This window comes from Synechococcus sp. ATX 2A4 (assembly GCF_024346375.1).
Taxonomy (GTDB): domain Bacteria; phylum Cyanobacteriota; class Cyanobacteriia; order PCC-6307; family Cyanobiaceae; genus MW101C3.
In genome coordinates this window covers 266,732-281,850 of record NZ_JAGQCV010000001.1, presented here as the reverse complement: position 1 = coordinate 281,850, position 15,119 = coordinate 266,732, and the positions used below count along the sequence as shown (strand labels likewise).

The window sequence follows — 15,119 nt, the reverse complement described above, 5'->3', positions numbered from 1 at the left end:
CATGCCGCCAAGCCGTCACAGCGGAAGGATGAAGCAACGGGTGGCCCGATCCACTGGAGATTTGGTCAACAAGGGCCCCGCTCAGCTGGAGGCGGAGGTGTAAAACCGCAGGGCATAGCGCCAGATGGCGCGGCTGATCACCAGGCAGGCGGCTGCCACCACCACGCTGGCGGCCATCCAGCTGCCGGACGCTCGCCCCAGCACCGCCTCGGCCGGAACCGTGGTGAGGAAGGCCACCGGCAGCACGAAGGTGAAGAAGGCCCTCAGGCCCGCTGGGTACACACTCACCGGATAGCGGCCGGCCACCAGGGTGCTGCGCAGCACTTCGGTGGCGTTCCAGACCTTCACGAACCAGATGCTGGTGGCGGCGATCACGAACCAGAGGCTGTAGAGGATGGCGGCGCTGGCCAACAGCAGCACCGCAGCGGCGGCGACCGTGCCCGGCCCCAGCACCGCGCCGGCCCGCAGGGCGGCCACCAGGATCAGGCCAACGCCCATGGCCATCCCCGGCAACCCCCAGGGAGAGAAGGTGCGCACCGACAACCAGAACTGGCTGTCGATCGGCTTGAGCAGCACGAAGTCGAGGGTGCCGTTCTGCACGTGGGTGACGATCGTGGACAGGTTGGGCTGGAAAAGGGTGCTGGTGAGGCCCTCCAACAGGGTGTAGAAACCGAGCACCACCAGCGCCGCATTCCAGCTCCAGCCCCCCAGGCTCTGGCCTGGCCCGTACAGCAGCGACAGCACGAACAGGCTGCCGGCCAGGTTGCCCACTTCGGCGAGCAGCTCCAGCACGAAGTTGGCGGGGTATTCCATCTCCGCCGCCAGCGAGGCGCTCCAGAACCGGGCCAAGGTGCGCAGGTAGCGGTGCATCAGGCCCCCATGGCCGAGTAACGGCGGATGCCGGCGCGCCAGAGCACCAGAAACAGGATCAGAAACAGACCGCTCCAGAGAGCCAGCCCCAGGAAGCCCGCTCCCAGGTTCACCTCGGCTCCCATCAGCACGCGGGCGGGAAAGGCAACTGTGTAGGGGAACGGGGTGGCCAGCGCGAAGGCGCGTACGCCAGGCGGAAAGGTTTCCAGTGGCGCCACCAGGCCCGACAGGAACAGATAGGGAATCAGCAGCAGGCGCTCCAACGCCAGCGCCCGCTCGCTCCAGAAGCAGGCCATGGCGATCACCCCCTGCAGCAAGAAGCGCAGGATGAACGCCGCCACGGTGGCCAGCACCCCCCAGAACACATCGGCGCGCTGGGGCCACCACAGCAGGCTGGGCTGCAGCAGGAACAGCAGCGCCAGCAGGGCCGCCACGAACGGCACGCGGGTGACCTGTTCGGCCACGTGGGCGGCCAGGTAGCGCCAGAAGGGATGCAGCGGCTGAAGTAAATAGGGCGAGAGCCGGCCCTGCAGGTTGTCTTCCTCAAAGACGTGGATCACCCACACCACCGTGAACTGGCGCACCACGAAGGCCGCCAGGAAGTAACGGGTGAGCATCGCCGGCGTGAAGCCCGCCGCCTCGCCAGCGCCCGATCCGCTCCAGACGCCGAGCATGATCAGCGGCAGCACCCCGGAGAGCGCCCACAGCGCGATCTCGGCGCGGTATTCGAGCATGTAGGCGTACTGGGTGCTCAGCAGCACCCGCACCAGCGGCCACACAGCCCTGGCGCGGGGCTCACGCGGGGCTGTCATCCACCCGCCCCCGTTCGAACAGCCCACCGATGATCTGCTCGATCGGCGGGTCGCTCACTTCCAGATCCACCACGGCGAACCGCTCCAGCAACTGCGCCACGCTGCCGGTGAGCTGGGCCGCCGGCACCCGCAGGCACACCTGATTGCCCTGCAGGGATTCCACCTCGCCATGGCCGGTGAAGGCGGCGGCGGGCTGGGGCACGGTCAGCTCCAGCCGCACCAGCCGGTAGGGCGCCAGCCGCTCGCTCAACCCCTCCAGCCGGCCGTCGTAGAAGAGCCGGCCCTGGTGGATCAGCAGCACCCGCTCGCACAGGGCGGTGATGTCGCCCATGTAGTGGCTGGTGAGCAGCACGGTGGCACCGGTGCGCCGGTTGTAGTCGGCGAGGAAATCGCGCACCCGGGCCTGGGCGTTCACATCGAGCCCGAGGGTGGGTTCATCGAGGAACAACACAGCGGGGCGGTGCAGCAGGGCCGCCAGCAGCTCGGCCTTCATGCGCTGGCCCAGCGACAGCTTGCGCACCGGGCGGGTCAGCTCCTCCCCGAGCTCCAGCATGTCGGCTAGTTCGCTGATGCGGCGCCGGGCTTCGGGCGGGGTGAGGCCGTAGACCGCCGCGTTGACCCGAAACGAATCGAGCGGCGGCAGGTCCCAGATCAGCTGCTGCTTCTGCCCCATCACCAGGGTGATCTGATGCAGGAAAGCGGCCTGGCGCCGTTTCGGGTCGTGCCCCACCACCCGCACCGTGCCGGCGGTGGGGTGGATCAGGCCGGTGAGCATCTTCAAGGTGGTGGTCTTGCCGGCGCCGTTCGGGCCCAGGAACCCGACCATCTCCCCGGGCGCAATCGCAAACGACACCCCGCTGACGGCGGGCACATCGCGATGGCGGCGGCGCACGAAATGGCGCAGGGTGCCGGCCATGCCGGGTTGCTTGTCGGCCACCCGGTAGGTCTTGCTGAGCAGCTCGGCCTCGATGATCACCGGCAGGCTCCGGAGTCGGGCAGCGGGGCCAGGGGCGGCTGGATTCCGCGCAACAGGGTTTGGCGCAGCATGGGGGAGGGCGGCAGCGGGAGGTTCACGGACGGGGTCAGACGTCTTCGGGCAGCAGCACCGTGGTGTGAAGGCTGTCCTGGCCCAGATCGCTGGTGATCACCCACACCTGCAGGCCGCGGCCGAGGTTGAACACGCTGCGTAGAGCGCCCTGCTGGCGGTAGGCGGCCAGGGTGTTGTCGCGGGCATCGCGGGCGTCCACATCGCCCCAGTCGCCGCGGCGGTGGCGGGCCACCAGGCGCTGCAGGGTTTCGGCATCCACCCATTCGCGCACGATGGGGTCGACATCGACGGGACCGATGGCGAGACGAGCGGACAAGGGCGAATCCGCAGAGGGCGGTGAAGGCTGTTCAGCGTAGGGCTGACGGAGGGGGACATTCAGGGGCTGGAGCCCCCTTGCAGAGCGAAGGGGACGGCCTGGCGCGATCGGGTGAAGATGAAGGCTTCTTTCGTTTGTTTAAGGGATCAGAAGTTGGCCACCATTTCTTGTTCTGCTCTTAAAGTTGTGCGAGCCAACAGGTGCTGATTCTGGGATTCTGACGCCAAAGATTCTGAGCCAGGAATTCTGATTGAAGAACTCTCACCCAGGGGTTCTGATCCAAGAGTTCCGAACACGAATTCTGAGCAGGAATTCTGAGCAAAGAATTCTCATCCATGGCGTTCGGTTCAGGGGTTTGGATCTGTTGCTTTCTCCCTTCGCTGACCGTTTCACCATGGCACTGCTTCAGGCGCCCTCGCTGGGAATCGAGAGGTTTGAGAATGACAGGAACAAGCAGAGTTGGTCGCAGGCTTCCGACGACGACAACACCACAATCATCCGGGCGGTGTATCAGCAGGTGCTGGGCCAACAGTATGTGATGGCCAATGAGCGCCTCACCGGAGCCGAATCCCTGTTCCGCAATGGCTTCCTGAGCGTGCGCGAACTCGTGCGCACCGTCGCCAAGAGCGGGCTGTACCGCGAGCGCTTCTTCGAGAATTGCAATCCCTACCGCTTCATCGAACTGAACCACAAGCATCTGCTCGGCCGCGCGCCGCAGAACCGCGCTGAGATGCTGCACCACTTCACGATCCTGCAGGAGGAGGGCTTTGATGCGGAAATCGACTCCTACATCGACGGCGATGACTACCAGCAACGCTTTGGGCAGGACACCGTTCCCTACCTGCACGGCTGGGATTATTCGGTAGGTCATGAAGGCCGCCAGTTCTCCTGGTTGATGCAGCTGGCCCGTGGCGCCGCCGCCTCGGTGAAGGGCGATCCCTCCGGCACCCAGTTCCGCCTCGGCAAGGCGCTGCACCAGGACCGCGCGGTGCCTGTGCGCGGTTCCATGGGCCGGGCCGTGGTTGTGTCCACCGACGGGCCCTTCAAGGCGCTGGTGAGCTCCGCCACCAACCTGTTCAACGATGAGTCGTGGGGCGGCGAGCGTCGCGCGCCGTCTGGGGAGCAGCGGGTGGAAGCGCTGCGGGTGTCGGCTGGGGTTCGCTCCACCAGCGACAGTGGTGCCCGGGTGGTGACGATCTCCGCCACCGGCCTGGCCGACAACGGCTATGTGCGCAGCAGTGCCTACGTGCTGCAGGTGCCCTACTCCCGCATGAACGAGGCCCTGCAACGGGTGCAGCGCCTCGGCGGTCGCGTCACCGATGTCGTGGTGAGCTGAGCCCAGGCCGCCGCCAGGGGCGGGCGGGTGGGGCTGCGGCCCTTCCCGCCACCCGTCCGCTCATGGGGCGCCGCGGCCAGGCATCGCTGGCGCGGCTTGGGGTGCCAATGGTGCAGCTGGCGGCCGATTCAGATCAGGTTCAGCACCAGCGGCGTCACCCGCATCACGTCCGCGCCCTTAGGCACCGCTGGCGCATCGGCCACGCCTCGCCCATGCTTTCGAGATCGCCACCCGGGTTGATCCCATGCCCCCCTCGCTCAACCGCCGCCAGCTGCTGGGCCTGGGCGGCCTGGGGCTGGCGAGCCTGGCGTTCGGCGCCCTGCGCAGCGCCGCCGCCCCAACGGCCAGCCGCCTGCCGGCCGGGTTGAGCCTGCCGCCGCGCGGTGATCTGCGCGTGGCGTTGATCGGCGATCTGAACGCCAGCTACGGCTCCACCACCTACATCGAGCAGGTGCACCGGGGGGTGGCCCTGATCCCAGCACTGCAGGCCGATCTGGTGCTCTGCGCCGGTGACATGGTGGCGGGCCAGAAGGCCAGCTTGAGCAGCGCGCAACTGCAGGCGATGTGGGCCGGCTTCGATCGCTCCGTGCTGGTGCCATTGCGCCGCGCCGGCCTGCCGTTTGCGCCGGCGATGGGCAACCACGATGCCTCCAACCTGCGCCAGGGCGCCGGCTACCTGTTCGCGCGCGAGAGGGCCGAGGCGGAGCGGTTCTGGAACCGCCAGAAGCAGACGCTCGGTCTGAGCTTCGTGGATGGCAGCGGCTTTCCGTTCTTCTATTCCTTCCGCCAGAAGGATCTGTTCGTGCTGGTGTGGGATGCCTCTTCGGCGGTGGTGCCGGCGGAGCAGGTGCGCTGGGCTGACCGCAGCCTCGGCTCCGCGGCGGCCCGCGCGGCGCGGCAGCGGCTGGTGGTGGGGCACCTGCCCCTGCAGGCGGTGGCCCAGGGGCGCGACACCGCCGGCAACGTGCTGCGCGACGCCACCAGCCTGCGTCAGCTGATGGATCGCCACAAGGTGGCGGCCTACATCAGCGGCCACCACCACGCCTATTTCCCCGGTCGGCTGGGGGAGCTCGATGCGATTGCGCTGGGGGCGATGGGCAGCGGTCCGCGCCGCCTGCTGCAGAGCAGCGCCGCTCCGTTTCAGACGCTCACCGTGCTCGATCTGCCACGCCGCGGCGGCCGGCCGCTGAGCACCGCGATCAACCTGCGCACGCTGCGGGCGGTGGCGCCGCAGACGCTGCCGCGTCAGCTGGTGGACCGCCAGGGGCGGGGGCTGCCTCGAGCAAGTTGATGCGGTAGAGCACGTCTTCGAGCGCATCGGCGGCGCTGATCGCGGCATAGCGCTGGGGGGTGTCGGGTCCGCAGCAACAGGGCAACGGCTGCAACACCGTGCTGGGCCGGGCATGGCAGAACTGCACGACGCTGAGGCGCCCGCCGGCAGCCGTAACTCCGGCCTCAGCGGCCGGGGCCGGCGGGGCGATCACCCGGTGCCAGCCGGCCGGGATGTGGCCGTTGCTGAGCCGCTCCAGCATCAGGCCGCTGTTGATGATCACCCGGCCATCCGGCGGCAGCGCATCGACCCACTCTCCCTCCACCAGCACCTGCAGGCCCGGGCCGGTGGCGCGCGGCAGGGCTGTGATCAGGTTGATGTCGGCGTGGGGGGCGGCCCAGAGGTGGGGGCCTGAGGGCGCCTCAGCCATCGGTGGGTAGCGGATCGCGCGGGTGAGGGTGGGGGCGTCTTCGACGACGGCATCGAAGAAGCCTTCGGCGGCCCCCAGGCCTACCGCGATCACCCGCAGGAAGCGGCGCTGCAGCGCGGCGATCGCGGCGTGAAACTCCTGCAGCACCACGCTCAGCCCTGGCACCGCCGCTTCGGGCAGCAACGGCTCTGGGTAGTGCAACGGAAAGCGCCGCCGCAACGGGTGCGCCAGCGGCAGTGGCGCCGCCCAGTTGAGCATCTCCTTCCAATCGGCATGGCTGTGGCCGGCGGCGGTTTCCACCAGCAGGCCGGTGTAGCCCGTCTGGCCGCTGGCGCCGCTGGCCACGAAGCGCTGCTTGACCGCCGGCTCAAGGGCGAAGAAGCGGCCCAGCAGTCCGTAGGCGGCTTCGAGCAGATCGGTGGAGAGGTCGGCATGGGCATACACAAAGCCGGTGGCCAGGCTGCGGCGCACGCCGTCCACCACGGCGGCCCGGGCGGCACGGCTGCCCTGCTCAAAGGCCAGCAGATCGACGTCGAGGATGGCGCTGCTCATCGCACGGGTTGGGATGGCCCTGGTGGTGTCATGCCGCCGCCGCTTCCTGGCCGGCGTCCGGTCCGCCGGCGAGCGGAGCAGCGGACGGTCCGCTCGCCAGCGCCAGGCCCTGGGCGCGGGCCAGCCCCACATCGACGCCGATGTGCTGATCGGGACGGCCGGTGATCAGCAACGCGCGCCGCTGGCGGGTGGCGATCTGCCACAGCCAGCGGCTCAGCAGGGTGATGCGGTTTTCAGTGTCGGGGATGAAGGCGAGATGGGCCAGGCCCCACAGCAGCCAGCCCGGAAAACCCGTGACCCGCACGCCGCGCAGATCCGCCACCGCGTACAGCGGCCCGATCACCGCCATGCTGCCCAGATCCAGCCAGCGGAACGGGGCGCTGGTCTGGCCCGCCAGCCGTCTGAGGATGTCCTTCGCCACCCAGGCGCCCATCTGCACGGCCGGTCCGGCCATGCCGGGCAGTGGGGCGCCATCGCTGGTGTGGCTGTAATGGCAGAGATCGCCGATCACACGCACCTCCGGGTGGCCGGGCAGGGAGAAATCAGGCTCCACCTGCACACGCCCGCCCCGGTCCACACTGCAGCCGCTCTTCTCGGCCAGCAGGGCACCGAGGCGGGAGGCGCGTACACCGGCGGTCCAGCAGATCGTGGCCGCCTCCAGCGCTTCGCTGCCATCTTCTCCCTTGAGCCGCACCTTGCCCGGCTCGATCGCCGCCACCATGGCGCCCAGCCGCAGCTCCACGCCCTGGCGGCGCAGATAGCCCGCTGCCGCGGCTGACAGGCTCGGATGCATCACCGGCAGCACCCGGTCCACCGCATCCACCAGCAGCACGCGGCAGGCCTCGGGGCGCAACTGCTTGAAATCGCGGCGGATGGCGGAATGCATCAGCTCGATCAAGGAGCCGGCCAGCTCACAGCCGGCGGGGCCGGCCCCCACCACCACGGCGGTCTGCAGGAAGCGGCGGCGCTGGGGATCGGGGGTCTGCTCCGCCTCCTCCAGGGCCATCAGCAGGCGGCGGCGGATCTCCTGGGCGTGCTCAAGGATCTTCATCGGTGGGGCCAGCGGCCGCCACTCCTCATGGCCGAAGTAAGCGGACCCCGATCCGCAGGCCAGCACCAGCTGGTCGTAGGCGTAGTGATGGCCGTTGAACAGCAGCGTGCGGCCTTCGAGGTCCACATCGGTGACCTCCCCCAGCAGCACCTGCACGTTGGGCGCCTGGCCCACCATCTGGCGCAGCGGCGACGCCACATCCGCCGCCGACACCAGGCCCGAAGCCACCTGATACAGCAGCGGCTGGAACAGGTTGAAGTTGCGCTTGTCGATCAGGGTGACCCGCACCGGCCGGTTGGCCAGGGCCTGGCACACCCGCAGGCCGGCGAAGCCACCACCCACCACCACCACATGGGGGGCCGCGGCGAGCTGGGCTGCGGGGGGCTCAAGTTCGAGGAAGAAGCGTTCCGGCGCCATGGATCCGGCCGCTCCAAAGGGATGTCAAGTTTTTTGTAGCGGGGCCGCAGGCCGATGGCTGTGCCCGTTGCTGCATCGGGCCCATGGCGCTGGCGGCGATGGGACAGCGGGCGCGAGTTGCGGCAGGGTGGGGGCATGATCCGTACCCTGCTCAACATCCTCTGGTTCGTGCTGGGGGGCTTCCTGATGGGGGTGGGCTGGTGGCTGGCCGGCCTGGTGGCGGCGATCACGATCGTGGGGCTGCCCTGGGCGCGCGCCTGCTTCGTGATCGGCAACTTCGCCTTCTGGCCCTTCGGCCAGGAGGCTGTGAGCCGCCGCGAGCTCACCGGCCGCACGGATTTCGGCACCGGCCCGCTGGGCCTGGTGGGCAACATCGTGTGGTTCCTGCTGGCGGGTTGGTGGCTGGCGATCGGCCACCTCAGCTCGGCGGTGGCCTGCTTTGTGACGATCATCGGCATTCCTTTCGGCATCCAGCACATCAAGCTGGCCTTGATTGCCCTGGCGCCGATCGGCCTGCAGGTGGTGCCCAGCGGCTCCAGGCGTTGAGGGGCCTGCCGCGACGCTGGCGGCAGGCCTGGCTGGGGCTGTTGCTGGGCGCGCTGCTGCTGGCGTGGCCAGGCCTGGGCCCGGCCCTGGGCCCTGCGGGCGCCGACACCCAGACCAGCCGCCAGAGCCAGGTGCCCTGGGCGTACGTGCAGGGCGACGGCCGCCAGTTGTTTCAGGTGTGGGCGTCGAACGACTTCAGTGCCGAGCAGCGGGTGGAGCCGGTGAACGGGGTGCTGCAGCGGGCGCTGGATGACCGCCGCAGCCCGCCGATCGCCGTGATCGAACGCAACGGCCTGCCGGTGATCAGCATCGATGAGAGGCCTTTGCTCACCGTCACCCGCCGCGACACCACCGAGGGGGTGAGCACCGAGGAGATGGCCGAGCGCTGGCGGGTGCAGCTGGAGCAGGCCCTGGCGCGTGGCCGCCTGGAACGGGAGCCGGCCACCATCCAGCGCCTGGCGTTGCTGAGCCTCGCGCTGCTGGCTGGGGCGCTGCTGGTGCAACGGCTGCTGCAACGGCTGTCACGGCGGATCTTCCCGCTGGCCTGGGCGGAACCGCCGCCAGCATCCACCAACGGCTACAACGAGCTGAGTTCCCGCTTCCTGCCGCGCGCGCTGCTGCGGGCCCTGCAGGCGGTGGTCTGGTTTGTGGTGGTCACCCGCAGCCTGGGAATGTTCCCGGTGACGCGGATCTGGATGGAGCGGCTGCGGGTGGCCCTCACCGACAGCCTGGCGTCACCGTTTCTGCCCTTGGGGCAGCGCAGCTACTCGGTGCTCGACGCGATCGTGCTGATCGCGTTGTTCGTGCTGCTGGCGAAGGTGCTGGGTTGGCTGCAGCAGCTGTTGCGCGTGCGGGTGCTGGCGTACACCGGCATCGGCAGCGGCTCGCAGGCGGCGATCGGTTTCAGCTTGCAATACGTGCTGCTGTTCATCGGCACCCTGGTGCTGCTCCAGCTGTGGGGCCTCGACCTCAGCTCGCTCGCCCTGTTCGCCAGTGTGTTCGGTGTGGCCCTGGGCCTTGGGCTTCAGGGCATCACCAAGAACTTCATCAGTGGCCTGATCATCATTTTCGAGCGGCCGATCGAGGTGGGAGATTTCGTGGAGGTGGGCGATCTGCAGGGCACGGTGCGACGCATCAGCCTGCGTTGCACGGAGGTGGTGACGCTCAATCGTGTGTCGATCATTGTGCCGAATTCAGAGTTTCTTGAATCCCAGGTGGTGAACTGGAGCCACGGCAGCCCCACCTCCCGCCTGACCCTGCCTGTGGGTGTGGCCTACGGCGCCGACTGCGAAGCGGTGCGCAGTGCCCTGGTGGAGGCCTGCGACGGCTATGCGGGAATCCTGCAGGATCCGCCGCCTTCCGTGCTGTTCAAAGGCTTCGGTGACAGTGCCCTGGAGTTCCATCTGCTGGTGTGGATCCAGCAGCCGATGCGTCAATACCAGATCATCAGCGACCTCAACTTCCGCATCGAAGCGGTGTTGCACAAACACCAGATCACCGTGCCGTTCCCCCAGCGGGATGTACACCTGAGCGGCGCAAAATTGCAGCTCGAATGGCCCAGCGAGCTGGCTGAAGCGCTCAGCAGGTTGCAGACCAGCGGCGCGGCCGCCGAAGTTACTCCGCAGCCACCGCTAACCGCGCCTGGCGCGGCAAATCAATCCACCTCTGGTGCGGCGCCGCTTTCGGATCCTCGATCGGCTCCGCCTACAGCTTGAGTCGCGTCAGCGCAGGCCGTCGAGTTCGCCGCGCAGGTGCAGGTCGGCGAGGGCGTCGTAGCCGCCGATGCAGGCCGCATCGATGAACACGAGCGGCAGGGTGCTGATGCCGGTGTGCTCCTGCAGTGCCTGGCGTTGTTCGTCGTTGGCGACGGTGTGGACCCGGTGGGCGATGCCGAGCGTGCGCAGCATGCGCTGGGCGCGGGCGGAGTAGGGGCAGCCCGGCAGCACGGCGATCTCGACGCGGAGCTCCCCCTGCGGGTGGGGGCTCGCTGCCGGGGCTGCCAGGGCTGGAGCGGCCACGGCTTGCGATGCAACGTCTTGCGATGCAACGGCTTGAGCTGCCTTCTCTACAGGGGCGGGATGGACGGCGGCGGGCGGTTCGGGTTCAGGCCCGCCGACCAGGAAGCCCACCAGCAGATCGGCACCTTTGAGCACCACCGTGCCGTGCTCCAGGTGGCCGCCCCACACCTGGCAATCGGCATCGGAGAGGCTCAGATGCAGGTGCACCCCCTGGGGCGAGAGCGTGCCCTGCAGGGTGATGATCTCCAGATCGCCTTCCAGCACCGACGGCTCCGATCGCCCCGGGCACTGAAAGGCCACACGCGAGAGGTTGCCCACCACCCCCAGCACAAAGCCGGCGGCGTTGTGCTCCACGGCCAGCTGCTCGAGGCTGGCGCGCAGGTCGCTGCCGGGTTCGAGGTGCAGCGGCAACGGATGCATGGGCAACAACGATGGGTCAGGGGGTCAGGTTACGGGTGAGCCCGACCGCTCAGCCCTACGGCTCAGCTGCCGGGGAGCACCTGGCGGTAGCCGTTGGCGCTCACCACCCGCAGCGGCGTGTCGAACAGGGCGCTGAGCGGGGCATCCTGCAGCAGGGTGGCGGCCGGGCCATCGCCCACCACCGTCCCCTGGCGCAGCAGCACGCAGCGGCTGATCTCCGGGATGATCGCGTCGATCTGGTGGGTGACCAGCAGCAGGGTGGTGCCGGCCCGGGCCAGGCCACGCAGGAGTTCAAGCAGCTGGTGCCGGGCCTGGAGATCAAGGCCGTTGGTGGGCTCATCGAGCACCAGCACCTCGGGTTCATGCACCAGCGCGCGGGCCAGCAGCAGCCGGCGGCGCTGGCCATCGGAGAGCTGGGCGTAGGGACGCTCCTCCAGATCCGCCAGCCCCAGCTGCTCCATGAGGCTGCGCACGCGCTTGCGCTGGGCGGCATCGGCCACCTGGCTGCGGCCGATGCCAACCGAACCGAAGAAGCCGGAGAGCACCACATCGGCGGCAGGCACCCGGCCCACGTAGCCGGCCTGCAGGTCTTGCGACACCAGACCGATGCGGCGGCGCAGCTGCCACAGGTTCACCGTTTCGCTGCCGAACAGCCGCAGCGCCGAGCCCGGTTTCACCACCGGATACAGCTCGCGGCTGAGCAGCTTGATCAAGGAGCTCTTGCCGGAGCCGTTGGGCCCCATCACCACGGCATGCTCGCCGTGCTGGAACTGCACGCTCAGGTTCTCGAACACCTTGCGTGGGCCAAGCCACGCCTCCACCGCCTGGGCCTCGACGTAAGGGACGGTGGTGGTGGCAGCACTGGCCATCGCTGCAAGGTAAGGCCAGGTGGCGGTGGCAGAGGGGTGGGCACCCAGCAACAGCGGCACGGCCCTCCGCTCCCGCTGCCGCCAGACTGGTGAGCAATGGACCACCCCACGCCCCACACGATCGCCGCGCTGATCTGGGGCGCCATGCTGGCTGTCAAGGCTGTGGGCATGGCGCGCCGCTGGCAGCAGCACAGGTCTCAGGCGCTCAGCCGCGCCTTCGGGCGGGAGCTGCGGCGACGCCTCGCCACGGGCGATCTGGGGCTGGCGCAGCATCCGGCCTCCAGGCCTTTGGGCGAGTGCCTGGAGGGCTGAGCCGGCCCGCCACGCACCTCCGCTCCGCCGCACCTCCGTTCAGCCCAGCCGCGCCCGCACCGCCGCCGCGGCTTCCTCACCGCTGCGCACGGCACCATCGAAGAAGCCGGGCCAGCGCTCGGCCACTTCGGTGCCGGCCCAGTACACCGCCCCGTGGGGCCGGCGCATGCCATCACCGCAGCGGCTCCAGAGCCCCGGTGGCATCCAGGCGGCATAGGCACCGCCCACGAATGGCACGGCCGGCCAGTCTTTTTCCACGTAGGCCAGGGGCTCAAGCGCTTCGGGGCCCAGATAGGCCGCCAGATCGGCCAGCACCGCCTGCCGGCGCGCGCCGGCCTCCAGCGGCGCCCAGCGGGCGTAGCGGTGGCCCACCACGAAGGCCGCCAGCACGCCGGTGCCGCTTTCAGGGTCGGAGCTGTCGGCGCAGAGCTCCACCCAGGGGCGATCGCCGATCGCAATGCCCGACAGCCCCTGCTGCCGCCACCAGGGCGTGCGGTACACCACCAGCACCTTGGCGCAGGCGCCCATCTCCATCCGCTGCTGCAGCTCCAGCCGGTCGGCGGGGAGTTCGGGGGTGAAGCGCAGCTGGGCGGCCAGCGCCGGTGGCATCGCCAAGATCGCCGCACGGCAGGGATAGCTGGCCCGGTCGGTGTGAACCAGAACCGGATGGGCGGCTGAGGGCCTGCTGCCGGCAGCAGAGGCGTGATCAGGGGGGCCGCTCGCTGTGTCCAGAGGCCCGCTGGGGTCCAGCTGGTCCACGGCCCGCACCGGTTCCCCCAGCCGCACCACGCCCTCACCCAGCTCCCGAGCCAGCAACGCCGGCAACTGGCCGGCGCCGCCATGCAGCAGCTCTTCCTCCGGGTGCTCGCCCTGGGCGGCGGTGCGCTGGCCCCAGAGCACGTGCAGCAGCGACACCTGTTCCGGTTCGGCAGGACCGAGGAAGCCCACGGCCCGGCAGAAGTAGGCGAAATACCAGGCGGCGAAGGGGGTGTGGGTGTTGGCGTCGATCCAGTCCTGGAAGCTGAGCTGATCGAGCGCGGCGGCGGACGGATGGTGGTGCGGGTGGCCTTCGGGCAGCTGTTCCACCAGCGCCTGGAAGCGCTCCAGTGCCGCCATGGCGTCGTCCCAGTCGGCGCTGGGCACGGCCGGCGGCTGGCCTTCCGGGAAACCCTGGAAGAAACCGGCGAAGGTGCAGCGGGTGCTGCCGAACACCAGCACCGTCTTGCCGTCGTGGGGAGAGTCGAAGCGGCGGATGCCATAGCGCTCCAGCAGCGCCAGGAAGCGGGTCTGGGTGGGGCCGACCCATTGGCCGCCCAGGTCGATCCAGGGGCTGGAAGCCTGGGCTGCCGCTGCAGAACCCTGGCCGGGGAGGTCCACCCGTTGGCCGGTCATGCGGCCACCCAGCTCTGCAGCGGCCTCGATCAGGCGCACGGAGCAACCCGCCGCCTGCAGTTCCCGTGCCGCCACCAGCCCCGACAGGCCGCCGCCTACCACCACGACATCGACGGGATCCATCATGTTCAGGCTCATCGGCTCAGCATCGCAGCGGGGTGCCAGCGTCCGCCGGGCTGGCGGGCAGCATCGTGGGCCGTTCAGCCGATAGTCTCCTCACCCCACGGTGCCGGCCGGCCCGCCCCATGGCCACGTTTCTCGTCACCGGTGCCAACCGCGGCATCGGCACCGAATACTGCCGCCAGCTTCAGGCGCGCGGCGACACGGCGATTGCCGCCTGCCGCACGCCCTCGCCCGAACTGGAGGCCCTGGGGGTGCGGATCGAGCAGGACGTGGACATCACCTCCGATGCCGCCGTGGCGGGCTTGCTGCAGCGGCTCGACGGGCAGGCGATCGATGGTCTGATCCACAACGCCGGCATCCTGGAGCGCACCAGCCTGGAGGATCTCGATCCGATCAGCCTGCGCCGTCAGTTCGAGGTGAATGCGGTGGCGCCGCTGCGGCTCACCCGGGCCCTGCTGCCCCAGCTGCCGGCCGGCGCCAAGGTGATCCTGATGACCAGCCGCATGGGCTCGATCGCCGACAACAGCTCCGGCGGTTCCTACGGCTACCGGATGTCGAAGGTGGCGCTCTGCATGGCGGGCAAATCCCTGGCGATCGACCTGGCACCGCGCGGCATCGCTGTGGCGATCCTGCATCCCGGCCTGGTGCGCACCCGCATGACGGGCTTCACGGCGCAGGGCATCAGCGTCGAGCAGTCGGTGCAGGGGCTGCTGGCCCGCATCGACGCGCTCAGCCTCGCCACCTCCGGCAGCTTCTGGCATGCCAACGGCGAGCTGCTGCCCTGGTGAACTGCTGTGGGTCGTGCAGCTGTGCCGTGTGCGTCTGAGGGTTGAGCGGCTTCGAGGTGAGCAGCTGGCGCTGCCGGCCTGTGGGACAGTGAAGCCCCCTTTCACCCTGCGCGTGCCGAACGACAGCGGCTCTTCCAAATCAGCGCTGGCCAGCTTGCTGGTGGTCGTTGCGGTGATCGGCGGCCTGGCCCTGCTGGGGTGGTTCACGGTGGTGCTGCTCGATCTCAAGCACCTGAACACCTCAGGCTTCACCCTGCCCTGAGGCGGAGCCGGATCGCCGCAGTGACCACTGGCCCCGAGCGAGCGCTGGTGGATCCGCTCAGAACTTGCGCAACTCCCGCCGCCCCCTGAGCCCATCGCTCGACGGCTGCACGTTTGTCAGCAGCAGCGGCAGGGTGAACAGGACCGCAGCAATGGCGATCACCACCCCCAAGGAGTGGGTGGACGCGCGGGCCGGGGGAACCTCGCTGGAGTGAACCGGCCGATGGCGATGTCGCCGCCGCTGGGGCCTGGTGGACCTTCCCATCGCTGGAACCTGCGGGCCTGCTT

17 protein-coding genes are annotated in these 15,119 nt (G+C 69.3%); 7 read left to right on the top strand and 10 right to left on the bottom strand.

Features of this window, described 5'->3' with window-relative positions; all coding sequences use genetic code 11:
- Window positions 1-81 precede the first annotated feature (81 nt).
- From KBY97_RS01325 to KBY97_RS01310, 4 genes are all read right to left on the bottom strand, one after another.
- Window positions 82-870: an ABC transporter permease gene (locus KBY97_RS01325; protein WP_255144842.1), complete on the bottom strand. Its 789-nt coding sequence runs from the start codon at window positions 868-870 to the stop codon at window positions 82-84.
- Complete coding sequence (locus KBY97_RS01320; protein ID WP_255144841.1) at window positions 870-1,682, bottom strand: ABC-2 family transporter protein; 813 nt, start codon at window positions 1,680-1,682, stop codon at window positions 870-872. Before KBY97_RS01320 ends, KBY97_RS01325 begins: the two co-directional genes overlap by 1 nt.
- Window positions 1,666-2,655 (bottom strand): ATP-binding cassette domain-containing protein, encoded by a 990-nt coding sequence (locus KBY97_RS01315; RefSeq protein ID WP_255144964.1) that lies wholly within the window; start codon window positions 2,653-2,655, stop codon window positions 1,666-1,668. Before KBY97_RS01315 ends, KBY97_RS01320 begins: the two co-directional genes overlap by 17 nt.
- Before the next feature lie 109 nt (window positions 2,656-2,764).
- Window positions 2,765-3,046, bottom strand: a complete 282-nt coding sequence (locus tag KBY97_RS01310; RefSeq protein ID WP_255144840.1) for a hypothetical protein — start codon at window positions 3,044-3,046, stop codon at window positions 2,765-2,767.
- A 394-nt stretch (window positions 3,047-3,440) separates the two neighbouring features.
- On the opposite strand from KBY97_RS01310, the gene KBY97_RS01305 reads away from it, so the two are divergent.
- Together KBY97_RS01305 and KBY97_RS01300 are read left to right on the top strand one after the other, a co-directional pair.
- Window positions 3,441-4,382 carry a phycobilisome rod-core linker polypeptide gene (locus tag KBY97_RS01305; RefSeq protein ID WP_255144839.1) on the top strand — a complete coding sequence of 314 codons (942 nt, stop codon included), beginning with the start codon at window positions 3,441-3,443 and terminating at the stop codon, window positions 4,380-4,382.
- Between the two features lie 244 nt (window positions 4,383-4,626).
- A complete protein-coding gene (locus KBY97_RS01300) occupies window positions 4,627-5,673 on the top strand; it encodes a metallophosphoesterase (protein ID WP_255144838.1) in 1,047 nt (348 codons plus the stop codon).
- Here KBY97_RS01300 and KBY97_RS01295 read toward each other — a convergent pair.
- Both KBY97_RS01295 and KBY97_RS01290 read right to left on the bottom strand, forming a co-directional pair.
- On the bottom strand, window positions 5,582-6,634 hold the full coding sequence (locus KBY97_RS01295; protein ID WP_255144837.1) for an isopenicillin N synthase family oxygenase: 1,053 nt from the start codon (window positions 6,632-6,634) through the stop codon (window positions 5,582-5,584). The genes KBY97_RS01300 and KBY97_RS01295 overlap by 92 nt on opposite strands.
- 28 nt (window positions 6,635-6,662) lie before the next feature.
- Complete coding sequence (locus tag KBY97_RS01290) at window positions 6,663-8,102, bottom strand: NAD(P)/FAD-dependent oxidoreductase (RefSeq protein WP_255144836.1); 1,440 nt, start codon at window positions 8,100-8,102, stop codon at window positions 6,663-6,665.
- Window positions 8,103-8,237: 135 nt separating this feature from the next.
- On the opposite strand from KBY97_RS01290, the gene KBY97_RS01285 reads away from it, so the two are divergent.
- Both KBY97_RS01285 and KBY97_RS01280 read left to right on the top strand, forming a co-directional pair.
- Window positions 8,238-8,648: a YccF domain-containing protein gene (locus KBY97_RS01285; RefSeq protein WP_255144835.1), complete on the top strand. Its 411-nt coding sequence runs from the start codon at window positions 8,238-8,240 to the stop codon at window positions 8,646-8,648.
- A complete protein-coding gene (locus tag KBY97_RS01280) occupies window positions 8,645-10,363 on the top strand; it encodes a mechanosensitive ion channel family protein (RefSeq protein ID WP_255144834.1) in 1,719 nt (572 codons plus the stop codon). The genes KBY97_RS01285 and KBY97_RS01280 overlap by 4 nt, the downstream gene beginning before the upstream one ends.
- Window positions 10,364-10,369: 6 nt before the next feature.
- Here KBY97_RS01280 and KBY97_RS01275 read toward each other — a convergent pair whose 3' ends face one another.
- On the bottom strand, window positions 10,370-11,086 hold the full coding sequence (locus KBY97_RS01275; protein WP_255144833.1) for a PCC domain-containing protein: 717 nt from the start codon (window positions 11,084-11,086) through the stop codon (window positions 10,370-10,372).
- 62 nt (window positions 11,087-11,148) lie between these two features.
- The gene (locus KBY97_RS01270) at window positions 11,149-11,955 is read right to left on the bottom strand and encodes an ABC transporter ATP-binding protein (RefSeq protein WP_255144832.1); all 807 of its coding nucleotides are present in this window, start codon (window positions 11,953-11,955) and stop codon (window positions 11,149-11,151) included.
- Between the two features lie 96 nt (window positions 11,956-12,051).
- On the opposite strand from KBY97_RS01270, the gene KBY97_RS01265 reads away from it, so the two are divergent.
- A complete protein-coding gene (locus KBY97_RS01265; RefSeq protein WP_255144831.1) occupies window positions 12,052-12,267 on the top strand; it encodes a hypothetical protein in 216 nt (71 codons plus the stop codon).
- Window positions 12,268-12,306: 39 nt separating this feature from the next.
- Here the strand turns inward: KBY97_RS01265 and KBY97_RS01260 are convergent, their stop codons facing one another.
- On the bottom strand, window positions 12,307-13,797 hold the full coding sequence (locus tag KBY97_RS01260) for an FAD-dependent oxidoreductase (RefSeq protein ID WP_255144830.1): 1,491 nt from the start codon (window positions 13,795-13,797) through the stop codon (window positions 12,307-12,309).
- 107 nt (window positions 13,798-13,904) lie between these two features.
- On the opposite strand from KBY97_RS01260, the gene KBY97_RS01255 reads away from it, so the two are divergent.
- Window positions 13,905-14,570 carry an SDR family oxidoreductase gene (locus KBY97_RS01255; RefSeq protein WP_255144829.1) on the top strand — a complete coding sequence of 222 codons (666 nt, stop codon included), beginning with the start codon at window positions 13,905-13,907 and terminating at the stop codon, window positions 14,568-14,570.
- Window positions 14,571-14,658: 88 nt separating this feature from the next.
- Window positions 14,659-14,832 (top strand): hypothetical protein, encoded by a 174-nt coding sequence (locus KBY97_RS01250; RefSeq protein ID WP_255144828.1) that lies wholly within the window; start codon window positions 14,659-14,661, stop codon window positions 14,830-14,832.
- A 57-nt stretch (window positions 14,833-14,889) separates the two neighbouring features.
- On the opposite strand, the gene KBY97_RS01245 is transcribed toward KBY97_RS01250, so the two are convergent.
- Entirely contained in the window at window positions 14,890-15,096 is a 207-nt protein-coding gene (locus tag KBY97_RS01245; RefSeq protein WP_255144827.1) for a hypothetical protein, read from the bottom strand.
- Window positions 15,097-15,119 lie beyond the last annotated feature (23 nt).